Source organism: Armatimonadota bacterium, assembly GCA_017993055.1.
Classification (GTDB): domain Bacteria; phylum Armatimonadota; class UBA5829; order DTJY01; family DTJY01; genus JAGONM01.
In genome coordinates, this window is sequence record JAGONM010000002.1 from 18,625 (window position 1) to 35,448 (window position 16,824).

11 protein-coding genes and 1 riboswitch are annotated in these 16,824 nt (G+C 63.3%); of the genes, 3 read left to right on the forward strand and 8 right to left on the reverse strand.

All coding sequences use genetic code 11. The annotated features are described in order from the left end of the window. Window positions 1–9 precede the first annotated feature (9 nt). The 4 genes from KBC96_00965 to KBC96_00980 all read right to left on the reverse strand — a co-directional run bounded on the left by KBC96_00965 (window position 10) and on the right by KBC96_00980 (window position 7,849). Window positions 10–1,392, reverse strand: a complete 1,383-nt coding sequence (locus tag KBC96_00965) for a sugar ABC transporter substrate-binding protein (GenBank protein ID MBP6962955.1) — start codon at window positions 1,390–1,392, stop codon at window positions 10–12. Beyond that, window positions 1,380–4,544, reverse strand: coding sequence for a beta-galactosidase trimerization domain-containing protein (locus KBC96_00970; GenBank protein ID MBP6962956.1), 3,165 nt, complete (start codon window positions 4,542–4,544; stop codon window positions 1,380–1,382). Before KBC96_00970 ends, KBC96_00965 begins: the two co-directional genes overlap by 13 nt. Before the next feature lie 564 nt (window positions 4,545–5,108). Continuing rightward, a complete protein-coding gene (locus KBC96_00975; protein ID MBP6962957.1) occupies window positions 5,109–7,148 on the reverse strand; it encodes a hypothetical protein in 2,040 nt (679 codons plus the stop codon). A 68-nt stretch (window positions 7,149–7,216) separates the two neighbouring features. After that, the gene (locus tag KBC96_00980) at window positions 7,217–7,849 is read right to left on the reverse strand and encodes a hypothetical protein (protein MBP6962958.1); all 633 of its coding nucleotides are present in this window, start codon (window positions 7,847–7,849) and stop codon (window positions 7,217–7,219) included. Window positions 7,850–8,532: 683 nt separating this feature from the next. Between KBC96_00980 and KBC96_00985 the strand changes: the two genes are divergently transcribed. The 3 genes from KBC96_00985 to KBC96_00995 all read left to right on the forward strand — a co-directional run bounded on the left by KBC96_00985 (window position 8,533) and on the right by KBC96_00995 (window position 12,633). Next, window positions 8,533–9,078: a PEP-CTERM sorting domain-containing protein gene (locus tag KBC96_00985; protein MBP6962959.1), complete on the forward strand. Its 546-nt coding sequence runs from the start codon at window positions 8,533–8,535 to the stop codon at window positions 9,076–9,078. Window positions 9,079–9,138: 60 nt separating this feature from the next. Further along, entirely contained in the window at window positions 9,139–9,687 is a 549-nt protein-coding gene (locus tag KBC96_00990; protein MBP6962960.1) for a hypothetical protein, read from the forward strand. Between the two features lie 339 nt (window positions 9,688–10,026). Further along, window positions 10,027–12,633, forward strand: coding sequence for a TIGR03790 family protein (locus KBC96_00995; protein MBP6962961.1), 2,607 nt, complete (start codon window positions 10,027–10,029; stop codon window positions 12,631–12,633). 11 nt (window positions 12,634–12,644) lie between these two features. Here KBC96_00995 and KBC96_01000 read toward each other — a convergent pair whose 3' ends face one another. The 4 genes from KBC96_01000 to KBC96_01015 are packed head-to-tail and all read right to left on the reverse strand — an operon-like array spanning window position 12,645 to window position 16,378. Then, window positions 12,645–13,493 (reverse strand): TonB family protein, encoded by an 849-nt coding sequence (locus KBC96_01000; GenBank protein MBP6962962.1) that lies wholly within the window; start codon window positions 13,491–13,493, stop codon window positions 12,645–12,647. After that, window positions 13,483–14,004 (reverse strand): biopolymer transporter ExbD, encoded by a 522-nt coding sequence (locus tag KBC96_01005; protein MBP6962963.1) that lies wholly within the window; start codon window positions 14,002–14,004, stop codon window positions 13,483–13,485. Before KBC96_01005 ends, KBC96_01000 begins: the two co-directional genes overlap by 11 nt. Further along, window positions 13,922–14,470 (reverse strand): MotA/TolQ/ExbB proton channel family protein, encoded by a 549-nt coding sequence (locus KBC96_01010; GenBank protein MBP6962964.1) that lies wholly within the window; start codon window positions 14,468–14,470, stop codon window positions 13,922–13,924. The genes KBC96_01005 and KBC96_01010 overlap by 83 nt, the downstream gene beginning before the upstream one ends. A 24-nt stretch (window positions 14,471–14,494) precedes the next feature. Further along, a complete protein-coding gene (locus KBC96_01015) occupies window positions 14,495–16,378 on the reverse strand; it encodes a TonB-dependent receptor (GenBank protein ID MBP6962965.1) in 1,884 nt (627 codons plus the stop codon). Window positions 16,379–16,495: 117 nt separating this feature from the next. After that, window positions 16,496–16,691, reverse strand: a riboswitch (cobalamin riboswitch). Between the last annotated feature and the right edge of the window lie 133 nt (window positions 16,692–16,824).

The following is a 16,824-nucleotide window of genomic DNA, read 5'->3' on the forward strand; positions in this document are numbered from 1 at the left end:
GCTGTCTCGTCACTTCGCCGGCCCCCTCTCACGCCGCTCGCGGGCGATGATCTCGTTTGCGCGCCTCTCGGCATCGGCAAGCGCCTCGGCGGGCGTCTTCGAGTGCGTGAAGATCTGCTGGTAGATGTTGTTTACCACTTGGCCCAGCTCAGGCCCGGCGGCGGTGAAATACTCGTGCGCGACCGGCAGCAATCCGGCCACGACCGCCATGTCCTCGTCGCCGGGATAGATGTCGCCCGCCGACTTCCGCGCCGGAAGCTGCCCGATCACCGAGAGCGCCCGGCAGTTCTCCCTGTTGGTCAGGAATCGCGCGAACTCCATCGTCATGTCCCGCTTGCGCTTGTCCTCCTGCTTGAAGACGACGTACCCGCCGACCGACAGCAGGCTCGCGGGCTTCTTCCCGGGCAGATGAGGTGGCTGCACGAGGATCGCGTTGAAGAGCGGGAACTCTCCGCGCGCCGCCGATTGCTTGATGGACTTGATGACGCCCGAGACAGACGAGATCATCGCCGTCTCCTGGTTCATGAACATCTGGCCGACCTGCCCGGACTGAGTGCCCGCAGGGCCGGGCGGCACGACCTTGTACTTGTCGAGCAGGTCCATGAGGAACTGCATCCCCCGGACTCCCTCCGGCGAATTGAGCGTGAACTTGGCCCCATCGGGGCTGTAGAGCTGGCCGCCGAAGCCCTGCACGAGGGTGAGCATCTGGTACTCGACGCTCAGCGGGATGCCGTACAGCGCGTATCCGTAAACGTCGGTCTTGCCGTCCCCGTTCCGGTCGAAAGTGCACGCCTTCGCGGCCTCGAGGAACTGATCGTAGGCCCACGACCGCTCCGGCGGCTTGGGGATGAGATGCTCGATGCCGCGCTCCTTGAAGATATCGGTGTTGATCGCCATCACGAGCGCGTTGCAGAGCCACGGCCAGAGGTAGGTCTTGCCCTGATACCGGCAGAGGTCCATGACGTTCGGGTAGACATCCGTCTCGTCGGCTTCCGTCAGGTATGGGTCGATCGGTTCGAGGACGCCCTGATCGGCGTACTTGCGCAGGTTGACGGCGGCGAGGTAGCAGATGTCGGGATAGGTCTCGGACAGGACGGCGAGGTCGAGCTTCTGACTCCCGGCCTGCCAGGTCAGGACTTCGAGGTCGATCTTGACGTCGGGGTGCGTCGCCTCGAACTCCCTGATCTTGAGGCGCGGCCAGTCCTCGGGCGTAGCGTTCTTTTCATTGCCGGTGATCCCGTTCCACATCGGGAAGACCCACCACTTGATATGAATCTCCGACTGCTTCCGGGATGAGCATCCGGCCAGGAGGAGGCACACTGTCAGGACTGCAGCGCAGCCGGTCCAACACGTCCGACTCATCCGACTGGTCCGGTCGGTCATCTTGCCCACACCTCGCACTCCACGAGCGTCATCATCTGCCCCGGATCGTGCTGGCCGAATGAGAGCCGCACGTACCGGAAGTCGCCCTCAGCCTTGAAGTCCGCGTCGAGCACGTCCTGCGTCGCCGCCTGCTTCCGATGCGCCGCCAGATCAACCCATGTACGCCCGTCCACACTCCCGCGAATCGTCAGCGCCGGGAGCTGATCGGAGTACCAGAGGCGGATGCGGCTGATGGGGTGGGGTTTCAGGAAGTCGAACGTCACGCTTACCGGCTGCTCGGCCTTCCATGAGGCGACGAAATCATCCGGCCTGAGATCTGCTTTCTTCGTCGTCGGCGCGAGCTTGCGGTCGGTCAGGTCGCCCCTGTCGAAACCGATCCGCATTGTGCCGCCCTGATCGGGAACCGCATCCGGCGCCAGGCTGTACTTGTACACGCCGCCGGTCAGGGCGTTCAGGATGTCGAGCGGTCGCTCCCGACGCCATTTGATGTAGTTGCCGGTCAGGCATCTGCCGGCCGGATCGGGCCGGTAGACGGTCTTGAACTCGGGGAACTTGAACCTCCAGATATCCCGATCGGTCCTGATCCCCAGATCCTTGACCAGCGCCTTGAAGTCCGCTTTGAACTTCTCGTCGCCGATGTTCTTCTCCGTGAATGCATCGCCGAAGCTAAGCGTCTTCCCCTTGCCGGCCTGCACGGTGACGGGATCGCGAACAATGCGCGGTGTTCGCAGCTTCGCGCACTGGCCGGCGAGTGACGAGCCATCGGGTGAGGAGTCGAACCAGTCCATATGACCAAAGACCAGGACACCGCCCTCTTCCACATACTTGATCAGCTTCTCGACGACCGACCGCCGCTCGTACTTCGCCGCCGGGACGATGATCGCCTTGTACCGAGAGAGGTCTTTCCCGTCGGCCACCATGTTGTCGTTGATGACGTCGAACCACGCCCGCGCGACCGGACCGAGGAGCGTGTACGCGTATTCCACCTCGTTCGGGTAGACGTAGTTCTTCGCTGGGAACGACTGGCAGTGGTCCTCGGAGTACAGGATCGCGCAGTCGGCGGTCGGCATCGCGACTTCGTTCATGGTGCGTGAGAGCTTGAGTATCTCGGTGATCGCCCGGTAGCGCTCCGGACTGCCGTATTTCGTCAGCTTCGTATCACCGGAAGTCGCCCCTCCGCCCCTCACGTCGGGGATATAGAGGTGGAAGCCCTTCCCGCCGTTCCGCATCACCTGGCTCATCAGCTCGCGGGTCTCCTCGGCGGTCGTCGAGTAGGCGTAGTTCTCGACGTGAGCGCAGGGCCAGACCGGCTTCCCGGTCAGGTCGGTGGCGAACTTGGTCACGAAGCCGAACTCCTGCCGGTTCGGGTTCGACGACGGGTAGAGCTGATGGGTGACGATATCCACGTACGGGCCGATGCGGTCGAGGTCATACGGCTTGTGGCCCGCGACGGGGTCCATCGAGATGACCTTGATCTCAGGAGCCAGCTCTTTGACGGTCTGGTAGACCTCCTTCTGCCAGTCGAGTAGCCTGCTGTTCACCCACTTGTGGTAAGCGATCCAGCGGAACGGATTCTCATCCGTCGGCGACTCCGGGATGCCATACTTCCCGTAGCCGAACTGCGCCTTCACATCGGCATCGGCCTCGCGGATGTAGTGGTAGGTGTCCTTCATCGTCGAGAAGAGCTCGACTCCCTGCTCGGTGGCCTTCTCGGTAAGCTCGTCATAGGTGTAGATGCCCCAGATGCGATTGCGAGAAGAGACGATAGTGTCCCTGAGATTCGCGAAGTAGACCTCCCTGCTCCGAGGATCGAGGATATACGGCAGGCCGCCGATCTGCGGGACGCCCTTTGCCGCAGAGGGTCGGTAGTCCGGCTCGAGGAGCGCCTTCACGCCGTACTTGTCGGCCAACTTCGTCCATTCGGGATTCGCCAGTTGGGCGGTCATGACGATCGGGATCAGCTTGTTGTCCGCAAGCTCCTTGAACGCCTCGTCGAGCGAGTACCGGAGGCCGTACTCCTTCGCGAACGGACGCAGTTCACCAGCATTCCCGCTGTGAAACCAGTAGATTGCGCCCTCCTTCTGCAATCCCGGAGGGTTCTTTGAGAGCAACTCCGCGTACAGCGGATCGGCGATCTGCCATACCCTCGCTGCTTGCGGGATCGCCTGCGACGGATGCGTGGCCGTGAAGACGGTCTTCGCTCCGGATGAGATGCTGAACCTGAACGTCTCGGTCGGCTTGCCCTCGGGAGAGTAGGGGAGTTCGGCCGTCACGAGTATCCCCGCCGGCGACTCGATCTTCCTGGTCACGTTGACGGTCGTCTTGTCGGCCTCATTGCCCAGGAGAGTCAGAGTATAGGTCTTCGCCGACTTGCCTTTGTTCGGAATCTGGCACACAAGGACGTTTTGTCCGCCGTAGGTGATGTCCGAATCGAGATTGCCCCAGGAGAGGAGTTGGAAGTCGGGGAAGTCGCGCATGCCGGCGGAGAGCATCACCTCACCGAAGCTCTTCGGCTGCACGAAGCCGTCCGGGGTGTGGCTCCATGCGCTGAACTCCTGCCGACCCGCGTACCGGGCCCTGCAGATGTTAATCCCCCAGACGAGCCCCGGCGTCGGTACGATGCCGAGGTCCTTCAAAGGTATCGCGAACTCGACGGTCCACCCGCGATCTGTCCTTCCGGTCTTTACTATGGTCTTGCTGTTCCACGAGGCATCGCCCCGGTCGGCGCTGATACACCGCTCATCGAACAGCGTGCCGATCGAGTTCACGATGAAGTGGTAGCACGACCGCTTGGAGTTCGCGGTGTCGAGGAGGAACTCGACGCAGTCGTCCGCCCAGACCTTGCCGTCCCGGTCCTTGACCTGAGCGGCGATCCCCGCCGGTTTGTCCTCGTAGCACTCGACGCCGACGTAGAGGTAGTCTGTATCGTAGAGGACAAGGGCGGCGGTCTGCTGGCTCGCCGGTTTCGCGTCCTTGATCAGCCGGAAGCCTCCCAACGCCTGCCCATTCTGCCAGATCGGATCGCTGAGGTCGCCGGTGAGTGCGGGTCCCTTCGCTACCCGGGGTATCGTGCTGACGGCTTGCGGGCTTCTTGCGGATAGAGCGGCGGCCGTCAGCAAGAAAGCGAGTGCGGCGAGCGCGCCCGTGCGCGGGATGTTCATGATCGGTTCCTCCGCGAATGGTGGTCGAGCCACGGGAGTGTTCATCGGAGCGCGGGGGTCTTCCTGCGCTGGCAACCGCGCGCGCCACCACCGTCAGCCCTGAGCGCGCTCCGGCGCGTGCATCGAAGGGCGGCTGGGGTGTGACGGGTGATGAGTGATGGGTGAAGCCCCCTGCCGCCATGCTGAGCTTCAGTCAGCATCCATCCGGGGGAGTCCTGGGTCCTGAATCTAGTTCAGGATGACTGTCGGTCGTTCAGGACGCTCCCGGCCTCACGCTCCACCGATTCCGTCAGCCCTCAGTGCGCGCTCCGGCGCGTGCCTCGAAGGGCGGCTGGGGTGTGATGGGTGATGAGTGATGGGTGAAGCACCCTGCCGTCATGTTGAGCTTGAATCAGCATCCATCCGGGGGAGTCCTGGGTCCTGAATCTAGTTCAGGATGACGGTCGGTCGTTCAGGACGCCCCCGGCCTCACGCTCCACCGATTCCGTCAGCCCTGAGTGCTCGGAGCGAAGCGGAGAGTGTATCGAAGGGCGGCTCGACGCTCGAGGACCGCCGATCGTACGCCTACTCCCACTCCGCGCGGACGACGACGCCATCCGGGAGGCCGTCGTGGGTGATGAGGAGCGTCTCCGTCTCGAATGTCTGCTCGAACGGGAGCGGCTTCCCGGCGGTGTCGAGCACCTGTATCAGCCTCGGGGTCTTGCCTGCGGTCGAGAAACGCACGACCCCGCGTGTCCCGAGCGGCCCGGAGAGCAGCACCGAGGTCAGGTCCGCCGCCTCCGACTTCGCTTCCAAACGCGACGATGAGAGCATCACCCTCGGCCTCGAGTCGGCGAGCATCTCCTTCACATCCGCGTAGACCGCCAGATCGCCGACGGCGACCTTCGGATTCGTGACGAACTCCAACTCGGGATCGAGCACGTTGATGAACCTACCGCGGATCGTCACCGGCCTGTCGAACGCCCTCGCCGCGACGTACCGCCCGCGCCTGACCATCATGTAGTGCTGCTCCCTGTATGGGATTCCCGCCTTGCCGCACGCTCTGGAAACTATCGCTCGCAGCTCGGTCGCCGATCCCTTCGACTCCGCGAAGTAGCTCCCCGGCCTGTTCTCGATGATCACCGTCCCCTTGCCGACGGGGTACGTACCGTCCTTCGAGGGGCACTTCATCAGCGACAGGAGGTGCTCGTGCGGGGAGGCGAACCCCTTCTCGCGCCACCACTCGGGCACGGCGTCGTATGCGTCCCGGCCGCCGAAGAGCACCAGAGCGCCTCCGTTCCGCACCCATTTTGCGATCGCATGGTTGCACCGCTCGTCCATCGGCTTCATGATGTCGTAGGAGAGCAGGAGCACCTTGTACGGATCGAGGTACTTCGGCTGCGGCGTGCGCTCGAGCTGAGCCACCTGGACCGGGATGCCCTTCATGATCAGCGGGAGAGTGAGCCCGTAGAAGCAGTCGTAATTGCTGCGGCCCGGATCACCCCTCTGCCAGCCCATCGAGTCGGCCACGAAGGTCGCAATGCCCTCCGTGCCGGCGTCGAGGTGGAACTCCCTCTGGTTGTGGATGTCGCCCAGCATCGTCACGACTGACATGATCATCGTGGCGAACTCCCCGGGCACGCGTCCGAAGATCCGGGTCGGCCAGGGCATGACCTCGAACTCGTCCACGCCAGGGAACATCAGCGAGCCGACCAGCGTCTTGATGTAGTTCGACTGGTAGTCCTCCATCGTGCGCTCGCCGTTGTCCTCGAGCGGGTCCATCAGGAACCAGAGCCGCTTGCCGGTGCCGCGCATCAGGTTGTAGAGCGAGGAGTACTCCAGGAAGCCGTTCTCAAAGGTTCGCTCGGCAGTTTCGCCCTCATACTTGCATCCGCTCCGGGCGGTGCCCGTCCACACCTGGCCGATCATCTCCTCCAGTTCCGGCAGCTGCATCACGCGGAAGTGCGGGTACACTATGTTCCACTGGAAGTAGCTGACGGGGCTGTGCGCCGCGACCGCGCCGACGACCGCCGGGTCCTGCGCCTTGACGTCCTCCAGGATCGCCTTCACCATCCGCCACTCGAGGTGCGCCTTCAGCCGCTCGGACTTGTACCGCGCCTCGATTGAGGATGCCGGGTCCGCCCACGGCTCCTTGTAGTAGTCCTGCCACTCGCGCTTGAACGATTCCGAGTAGCCGGCCTGTGCGAAGTACTCCGGCTCCTCCGGTACTGCGAGCTGCGTGCCGTTCCTGATCGCCTCGCGGTAGAACGCGATCGCGGCGTCTATGCGGCTCTGCGTCGGGACCATGTAGTAGCTGCCCGGCCCGCAGGTCAGGATCGTGCCGTCGGCCGTGGTCTGCCCCTCGTCCTTGTGGTCCTTGATGTAGTCGTCGCCGGTGCGGAATCCGTACATCGTCTGGATCGAGTAGCCCTTCTGCTTCCAGGTGGCGATCTGATCCTTCCCAGACGAGTAGACGATCACCGCGTCGGTGCGTATGTCGTTCTCGGGCATGTAGCCAGTCGGGGTCTGGAACGACGTGTGCGGCTGATCAGGCCGGGCGTTGACCGTGATCGAACTCGCAGGGACCCCCATGATCCTCGAAAGGGTCTGGAGAGATATGTCCATGTCTGCACCTCCGGTAACCGGGAGCGCGAGGGAAACCAGGATCGCGGTGACCAGAAACCGGGGTTCGGTCATTGGCTGGCCCGTCTCAGTCGCAGGAGGTCGAGCGCGAGGATGGTTGATGGGACCTCGACCAGCGAGGCGACCTTCTCCAGTACGCGTGCGATCGCCCTCTGCGTGAGATCGTCCGGCGGCTGTCCCTCGGGGATCACCTGGTCCATCGTGTCCGATATCATCTGCAGGGCTTCTTCGATGTACACCGCCCGGGACTGCGGGAGCTGGCGGAGCGGCATGGTGGAGTACTTGCGCCCGACCTTCTCCAGCAGGGTCTCCCATATCTTTACGGAACTGGTGGCGTCATGGCGCCTGGCGGCGGCCGCCTCGCGCATGGCCCTGGCGTGTTCCTCCTTGGTCTTGACGGCCTCCCAGTCTTCCATTGAGCCGCCCTCGATGATCCTCAGGGAGAGGCGCTCGCCCATATACTTGGAGATCGTCGCCTCGATGATGTTCTTGTGGTCGAGCGAGTTCAGGTTGCCCGCGAGGTGGAACGTCCCCATCGGGAACCCGACCACGAACTGCCCTTCCTCTACCGTGACCGCCACGCCCGCCTCGAGCGCCTTCCAGAGGGTGGGGTGTATGACCCGCTGTTTCACCTCGTCCACCACCTTGAACCAGACTGCCTTTATGTTCGTCTGAGCCTGCATCGCTCGCCTCCGGGTAACTCTGTTGATGCCGTGACGGCCTCGGCGGTTGTTCTGGCGCGCCGGGCCGTCCAAACAGAGTAGAGTATATGTATTAGGACGCCGAAAGTCAACCGTTCGGGGGGGGCTCGGGTGCATTTCCCCAGAGTAGGTGCGCCTCTCGATATGCCGCCAGAGTGGCCGCTCGATGAGAACGGTTGTCGTCTGCCGTGGGTTCAGGGCCCAAGACCCGTCTAGTTTCGAGTAGCCCTCAGGGCATACCGAGAGACGGTCGCCGCGCACTGAACTCGAATGCACCCGAGCGGTCTCGGATTGTCAACCATCCGTGGCCCGGTATTTTTACCAGTTTTTCGCAAATCGCCTCGAGAATGCTTGACAGCGGGGGATAACGGGTGTAGACTGCACATGGTACTTAAGGGCAGGAAAAGCTCATTTCGGTGAGCAAAGGCCGCGCGAGCGCAGAACGACGACGCGGCGGCCGACATCTGTCACAAATCGTTCATTACCGGGAAGGAGAAGGAGTGCGCAGGCCGAAAGGCTTTCCCCGACATCACCGCACACCTCATCTCCTCGAAAAGTTGCATCATCGCGTCCTGATCTGCGTTTGCCTCACCTGGCGGTTCTGCCGTCGAGGTGCGGCTTGATTGCAACTACAGTCTGACTGATGAAGGAGGTGAGTCAACAGCATGTCCAAGCATCTGAGATTCACGATCGCCTCGCTCGTTCTAGTGGTTCTGTGCGCCGGCGCTTCGTTAGCCGCGGGCACTCCCTTGGTACAGTACCTCGGCTTCGATCCCGCGACGTTCACCTACACCTATGAGGTGACTCAAGGGTACGACGTTCAGCTTCCCCTGGGGGAGTTCGAGGTTGACGCATTCGTGGGAGCGGCTTGGCCCTATACCATGTACGACCCGGTCGAGAACAACTCGTTCGGCTCATGGAACAAGTCCCAGCCGTGGTGGCAGGAGCCGACCTATGTGGGCTACAAGTGGCTCGGTTCCGTGCCTCCCGGCCCGGTGCTTCAGTACTACCAGATGCCGGCCTGGGTGGGGGTCTTCAAGGTAAGCGTTCCGAACACGATGCCGGTCCCGGGCATTGTCATTACCCGACCCGCGGATTACAGCACCACATGGACCTACGATCTGCCGGTTCCCGGAATCCCGGAGCCGTCGGGTCTCCTGGTTCTCTTGTCCGGCATCGGCGGAGCCGTTGCGTTCCTGAGACGACGGTAGGTTTTCGGTTCCTGTTGTTGTAGGAAGCGACTTTCCGAAAGTGAGGAGGTGAGACAGAATATGAGACGATTAGTGTTGCTTTGTGTTTGTGCGCTGGCGCTGTGTGCAGTGGGCGCCCAGGCACAGATCTTCCCGAACGTTACGTATGTCGGGTTCGATGCGAATACGTTCACCTACACGTACCAGATAGACTGTCCGGCCGACAGCACATATCCGTTCGGACAGCTGACCGTGCAGGCTGAGGTGCCCAACTTCGGGATCTACTTCCCGTGGGCCCTCGGGGCAAACACGTTCCCCTCGACCCTCTGGAACACGGGCACAACCGTGCGGCAGTGGGTGCCGACGCGTAAGGACAACGCCTACTGGCGGGCTGCTACCACGAACGACGTAGTTCCGTCCGCCACGGCATGGTCCGGCCAGTTCACTCTGGTCGTGCCGAACAGCGCGCCGACGGGTGGGCTCGTGGTCACGATGGACGGCGGGCCGATCAGCACTCAGGTTGTCGAGAGGACCGTTCCGGGTCCGGCGTTGATTCCCGAGCCGGGTTCGCTCCTGGCCCTCGGCGGTCTGCTCGGCGGTCTCCTGCCGATGATAAGGCGGCGCAAGTAACCCAGCTTTGCGCCACCCGGAGAGACAGCTCGAAGCTGTCCGGTACACAAGGAAAGAGAAACAACGATTCAAGTCGAGCGCCTGTTCCACTTGCGGCGTGCAATAACATTCCGTGATGAGGAACAGGCGCTCCGAGTTCGTAGTACCGCAGTTCTCCATGTTGACCCAAGGTTTCATGGCCCTGATATTGCCAGGGAAACTGCGCGATTCAGCCTCGTAATGCCGTGACTCTGTTACCACAACTCCGGCCGAAGAGTAGGGCAGTCTCGAACAACGCGCGGACCTGGTCCGCGGAAGCTTAGGAGTTGCGCCATCACGCGTGAGGAAGCCGTAAAATCGGTGCGCAGCCGCGCGCATCGCATATGGTTGTCGCTCGTCGCCGTCTTTGTTCTGCTCTGCGCGGGAGCATGTCACGCCGGTGGCGGTCCGAGAAACGTGGTTCTCGTCATCAACGATGCGAGCAGTGTTTCGCAGGCCGTGGGTGCGTACTACCAGGCCAGGCGAGCGATCCCTTCCATCAACATCTGCCGCATCCGCTGTTCGTCCGCCGAGCAGGTCACCCGGGCCGAGTGCGAGGCCGACATCGTCGCGCCGATCCGCGCTTTCCTCGCGAGCCATCCCGACCCGAACCGGCTGGACTACATCGTCCTCACCAAGGGCATCCCGCTGAAGGCCGTCTACGACTATTCCTACTTCGCAGGCGCCGTGTCCGTCTCCAGCCTCCTGACGTGCGTTGGCGAGCCGGCGATTACCTATCCGCCGGCCAACCCCTTCGACCCGTACACCGCCCCGCCGATTGTCAATCCCTGGGGTCCCACCGCCTCGCCCGCCGCGCCGGAGCAGTACTTCACCCACAGCCTGAGCCTGGGCGGCCGACGATTCTACGCCGTTACGAGACTCGATGCCTACTCTGAGGCCGACATCCGCCGAATGATTGAAGATTCCCTGGCCGCTCAGCCTCTGCAGGGCCTGTTCCTTCTGGACGGGGCCAGCCCGGCGGCATATCCCGCCCTGAACGACCGGCTGAGGCTGGCAAACGGCGGGATCATCGCAAAGGGCCGTCAGACCTACTACACCGCCGCGGAGTTCGACTCGCGTGCCAGGGAGTTCGTGGGCGGGCAGCAGGGGTTGATGGGCTACTTCAGTTGGGGAAGCAACGAGACTTACTCATTCACGCAGGCGGCCTACGTCTCAAACCGGTTTGCGCCTGGCTCGATCGCCGACACCTACGTGTCATTCAGCGGCCGGACATTCAGCTATCCGCCGTCGCCGGGACAGTCGCTGATCGCCGACCTGATCCCTCTGGGTCTCAGCGGCGGCAACGGGTACGTCTCCGAGCCCAACGCAAACCTGGCGACGTATCCCAATGTGCTCTTCGACCGCTACCTGAAGGGCTACAACCTGGCCGAGAGCTTTATGGCCGCCACGCCTGAACTCTACTGGAAGGCGGCTACTATCGGCGACCCGCTCATGGCTCCTTACGCGACCCCGCCGGTCGTGACATTCGACAACCCGAATGACGGCGATACCATCAACGGCTATCTGGTGGTGCATGCGACTGCTTCCGACGACTCCGGTGTTCGGAAGGTGGAGTTCTTCATAGACGACCAGCTTGTCGCCGAGTGCTCTCATGAGCCCTTTGAGTTCGAATGGGACGCCGGGACTTACTCGCGGGGCCTCCACACGCTCGAGGCGGTTGCTTATGAGGATACCGCTGTCCGCACCCAGGGCAGCGCGAAGATTCAGGTCCGGCTAGTCGAGTTGCCAGGTGACGTTGCGCTCATCGGGGATCTGACCTCGGTGTCCGACGGCCAAACCGTTCGACTCGCATCAAAGACCGTCATCGCGGGCCGCGATGCTTTTGCCGACTGCATCTACGTGTGCGAGTCCGATCGGAGTTCAGGCATCAAGGTGATCGGTCCGACCGTCGTATCCACAGGGGATCTCGTGGACGTGATCGGGGAGACAGCAACCGTTGCAGGAGAGCGGTGCATACTTTCGTCTTCTGTCGCGCGTGTGGGTTCTTCGTCCGTTCCTGCTCCCATATACTTGCTCAACCGTGATCTCGGCAATGGCGGCGGTTACCTATGCTCAGGACCTCAAGCCGGCGTTTCGAACACGGGATTACTCGTCCGGACCTGCGGTCAGGTTCAGCAACTGGGCAGCGGCTGGTTCGAGATCACCGACAGGAGCGCGAGATTGTCGGACGGCCTGCTTCGAGTCTCGACGGCCGGGATCTCAGGCGTGCAGATGCCGACGCTTCGGAGCTTCGTGTCGGTCACGGGCGTCAGCGCACTCGAACTTGTTTCCGGATCTGTTCGACCTGTGCTTCGGGTACGCAGTCCGGGCGATGTCGTTCGCGACCTGACATTCAGCCAACTCGTTGCTCCGCCCGGCACGGTCATGCCCGTCTGGAACCTGCTCTCGATACCGCGCATGGCTGTCAACCCCGCTGCCGCATCCGTCCTGGCCGGCACGGACTTGGATCTGGGCCTGTACTCCTGGAATAACTCGTCTCAGAGCAATGTGGCCTACGACTCGGGAGATCCCGATTCATTCCCGCCGCTGTGCCCGGGTGTCGGCGTGTGGTTCTGCGTCAAACAGCCTTACAGTCTCACGACTAGGGTGATCGCCGGCCAACCCGACAGCGACTTCTGGATAGGCCTGCCGGCTCAAGGTTACTCGCTGATCGGACACCCGTTCACCGCGCCGAGCAAGGTGCGGGACTGCCGGATCACCGACGGACGCGAGGTGCTGACGCTCCGCGATGCCGTGACTCGCGGGTGGCTCTTCCAGGACATCCCGTACTGGAGAAGCGCGGATTCCTCTCTGGCTTCCATAGACGTGATATACGATGAAGACGCCGAGTTCGAGCCGTGGCACGGCTACTGGATCGTCACCTATCGCCCGAAGCTTGCCCTGATCATCCCGTCTCCCGCGCGATAGGGAACGGCCCGCTAGTCCAACCGGAACTCGACGCGCACCCGCACAGATGACTTCACGGCAACTCCGTCCTTCAACGCGGGCTTGTACGTCCACTGCCGAACCGCATTCTCGGCCGCCCGATCCAGCCTCTTGTCACCCGAACTCTTCTCAAGCCTGGTCCCTGATATCCGTCCGTCGGTCGCGACCTCTGCTATGAGCGTCACGACTCCCTCGGACCCGTCGTCCCTCGCGTCGCGGGGATATGCAGGGCGAGGCTGGCCGGCCGCCTGCGCCCTTCTGGTCTCGCCTCTGGGCGTTGGCGGCTGCTCCGGGCGCGGCTCCCGGATCGGGGGCTTCTCGACGGGCGGCGGATTTCGAGTCTCCCGCGGCTGATCCTGCTTCGCCGGACCTCCGGCGCCACCTCCGCCTCCCGCGCCCGATGCCGAAGCAGCGCCCGGCCCCGATACGTTCGTGCCACCAATACCTGGCGCGGAGCCGACTCCCGACCCCCCACCCAGTGGGCCGGTCGAGGGTGCGGCGCCCGTCTGCTCGGCAATCCCCAGCACCTCTGTGACTTGCGGGACCTCCGCCGACGGAACGGCCGCGTGCGTCGGGGTCTTGCTACTGGGTGTGACAGGCGCGGACTTGTGCGGCCTCTGGACCGGTAGGGCGGGCAGGGCGGCGGAGATGATTCTCGGAGGCTGAACGCGGCTGGTCTCTGCCGCGGCGGCCGGCTCCAGCGTGACGGCTATGCGGGTCTCGACGGGGACTGGCGGGCCGGCCAGCACGCGCACCATGACTGCCAGTATCGTCAGGTTGACCGCCGCCGACACAAAGACGCTCGGCAGCATGCCCGCCCAGTTTGGTCTGTCAGCGCGCATCGGAAGCACCCTCCTGGCGGGCGGCTATCACCAGCCTGGAGAACCCCGCCTGCTGGGCGAGCGTCATCGCCCGTACGACCCTTCCATGCGCCGCCCGGGAGTCGCCTCTGATGGTGACGCGACTTCCGACACCGTGAGATTCGGCATCCTCACTCAGGGCGGTCGCGAGTTGGGAGTCCGTCACCGGCACGCCGTCCAGCAGGAACGCGCCCGCGGAGTCTATTCCTACGACCAGTTCGCGCGATTCCGCCGGGGAGACCCTTGCCGCCGATGAGGACGGCAGTTGGATGCTCATTCCCGCTCCCTTGATGAAAGTCGCCGTCACCATGAAGATGATGAGCAGAACCAGCGCCACGTCCACCAGCGGCACGACGTTGATCTCGACCCTCGGTGCCCTTTCGGTTCTGCGCGAGCGGGACAGGCTCACTTCAGCCCTCCTCCGCGAGCCACTCGGCCGCGGCCGACTCCCATTCGGCGACGCGCCTCCCGACCGCCGATGACAGCAGGTGATGCGCGGCCACAGCCGGGATGGCGACCGCCAGGCCCATCGCAGTGGCGACGAGCGCGGTGGCGATACCGCCCGCAACGACGGACGGGCTCATGTTGTTCTGAGCCTGGATCGCCTGAAATGCTTGTATGATGCCGATGACGGTGCCGAGCAGCCCGACGTAGGGCGCGGTGCTTCCTATCGCACCGAGGAGCGGCAGGCCGCGCTCCAGCTTCTGCCGCTGAATCGCGATCTCGGCATCGAGGATCGTCAGGATCTGTTCCCGGGCGGCGCCCTTTCTGCTCTGCATCAGGCGTCTCAAGCCGTTCAGAGGCGACAATGCCGAGCAGTCGCCGGTTGAGAAACGCTTGTCCGACCGGGCCGATCTGATCAGGCCGACAAACGAGTCCGCGATCAGAGCCCAGGAGACCAGCGAGCCGATCGCCAGTACTATGAGCACAGGGTCTCTCAGAAGATGTTCGAAAGGCATATCAGACTCCACCTTGCGGTCTGACTACCAGTCCGAGTGGACGCCGAACTCGAAGCTGCGTCCCTCAGTGGGGTAGCCTGCTACTTCCTGGCACGAAACGTTGGCAAGGTTCCTGACGACGAGAAACGGGTTGACGTCCGAGCCGCGGCTCGTCATCGTCAGATCGAAGACGGATCGCCCGGGAAGCATCACCGGCGTCGAGGCCCAGGTCAGCGGATCGAACGCAAGATCCGGCCGGTCGTCCGTCCATCGTCCGGTCAGCCCGATCTGCCAAGATTGTACCACACTTGAGAGGGTGATGTTTAGCAGGTTGTGCGGAATGCCGCGCAGGCGCTCGCCGGTCGTCCGGTTCGAGGCGTCTATGTAGGTATATGCGAGAGCCAGGTTCGTCGAGCCGGACAGCCTGCGGTCCCATGAGATCTCGACTCCCCGCTGGCGCGCGCGTCCGACGTTCTCGTAGGGCGTGGCGGAGTCCGCCTGGATCAGGTCGGTAACTGCGGTGTGGAAGACCGCCGCATCGAATGTGTCTTTCGCTCTCCGCGCGTTCAGGCCGATCTCGTACTGGCGGCTCTTCTCCGGCCTGAGGTTCGGGTTGCCGCTGTATCCGGGCCCCCAGGGGCCTGCCGGGTAGTACAACTCCACGAAGTTCGGCGCGCGGAACCCCTCCGCGTAGGAGAGCCTCAGACGGGCATCCGGAGCGACGGCGTAGCTCAGTCCCGCCCGCGGAGTGATCTTCGCGCCCGCCTGCGAGTGATTGTCGTACCTCGCGCCCAGGACGACGTACGCCTTCGAACCGATGCTCCACCTGTCCTGCGCGAAGAACGCCAGGTTCGAGACGCCTTCCCTTTGCTCGCTGGGAGCCGCCCCGGTCTCGATGTCTTCGTAGTCGTCGTCCCGGTATTCGCCGCCAAGCACCCATTGATGCGGGCCGCGGGAGAGGCGGTATGATAACTCGACCGCGTCGGTCTGACCGGTGATCAGGGAATCGTAGACCACCGGGAGGCCCATCCAGTCGAACCCCGGCGCGTTGTTGTGGAGTTGCTGATCCATCCGGTAGGCCCGCAGCTCGACCTGCCCGTCGCCCAAGTCCCGCGCGGTGGTCAGGCTGATGTTGTCGCGGTCCCACCACTGCCGGTCGTCCGGGTCGAAGTACCCTGTGTGATTGGGATCGGCGTTCGGCAGGCCCAGAACGTCGCGGTAGCTCTCTCCCCTCAGGCGCACATCCCATCCGCCGAGCGATTCCAGGGCGATCCCGGCCGTCAGGTTCGTCGCCGAGTAGTCGCTGTTCGGCCGTACGCCGGAATAGCATGGGGCCGATGCTGTCAACTGCCAGGACAGGAGCCCTTCGTCGCCGCGCAGGGCCATCGAGCGTTCCGACCGCCCGTTCTCCCCCACGGAAAACGTGGCGTCTCCTGACTCGCCGGAGGTCTTCTTCGTGATGATGTTGACCACGCCTCCGGTCGCCTCCGAGCCATAGAGGCTTGATACGGGTCCGCGTATGATCTCGATGCGGGCGATCTCGGAAACGGGAAACTTCGACAGGTCCGTTCCCCCGATGAACGCCGGGCTCGAAACCCTCTGTCCGTCCACCAGGACCAGCACCTGGTTCGCCTTCGTTCCACGGACGAACGCGACTGCCGCCGCGCCAATCTGGCCGCTTTGGCGCATTGCCACGCCCGGCGCGATCCTGAGTACGTCGGCAGCCGTCCTTGCCCCCTGGTCTCTGATCTGTTTCGCCGTGACCACGGTCGTTGACGCGATGGACTCGCTCGCCGGCTGGGCGGTTCTCTCGGCGGTGACTACTATGACCACGTCGGCCTCATCGGTCTGGGCCGCCGCAAGCGCCGCCAATGCCCAGAGCGCTATCGCCGCGCCAAAACGAAATGCCTTCATTACTCTGAACCCCATGTTCCTGCTCCTCCTGGTGATTTGCCACGAACCAAAAACCCCTGCCACGCATCGCGACAGGGGTTGCAGATATGGTCGGTAAACCGACTGACCCGCACCACATTTCCCGCGAAGTGGTGTCGTGATCCAGATCAGGTCCGGTCTCCTGGCTTCCGCGTCGTCCTCCGCGCGCGCCTTCCCGTCCGTGCGGACAGTGGCCTGTTGCGCGCCTCGTCGGCGGTTACAGTTGCGGGGCAGCGCCGGACTCTCACCGGCTTCCCAAACATACCCGACTGGCACGTATTCGATTGCGAACAAGCGGATTCTACACCCGTCGTCCGGTGTTGTCAAGCAGATTCATGGAAGTTGACATGGAAGACCAACAGAGCATATAATGAAATATTGCCGGGAGAGAGCTTCCTGCCGGTGGCACATAGAGTAAGACAGCCGGCCGCGCCGGCGTTTCG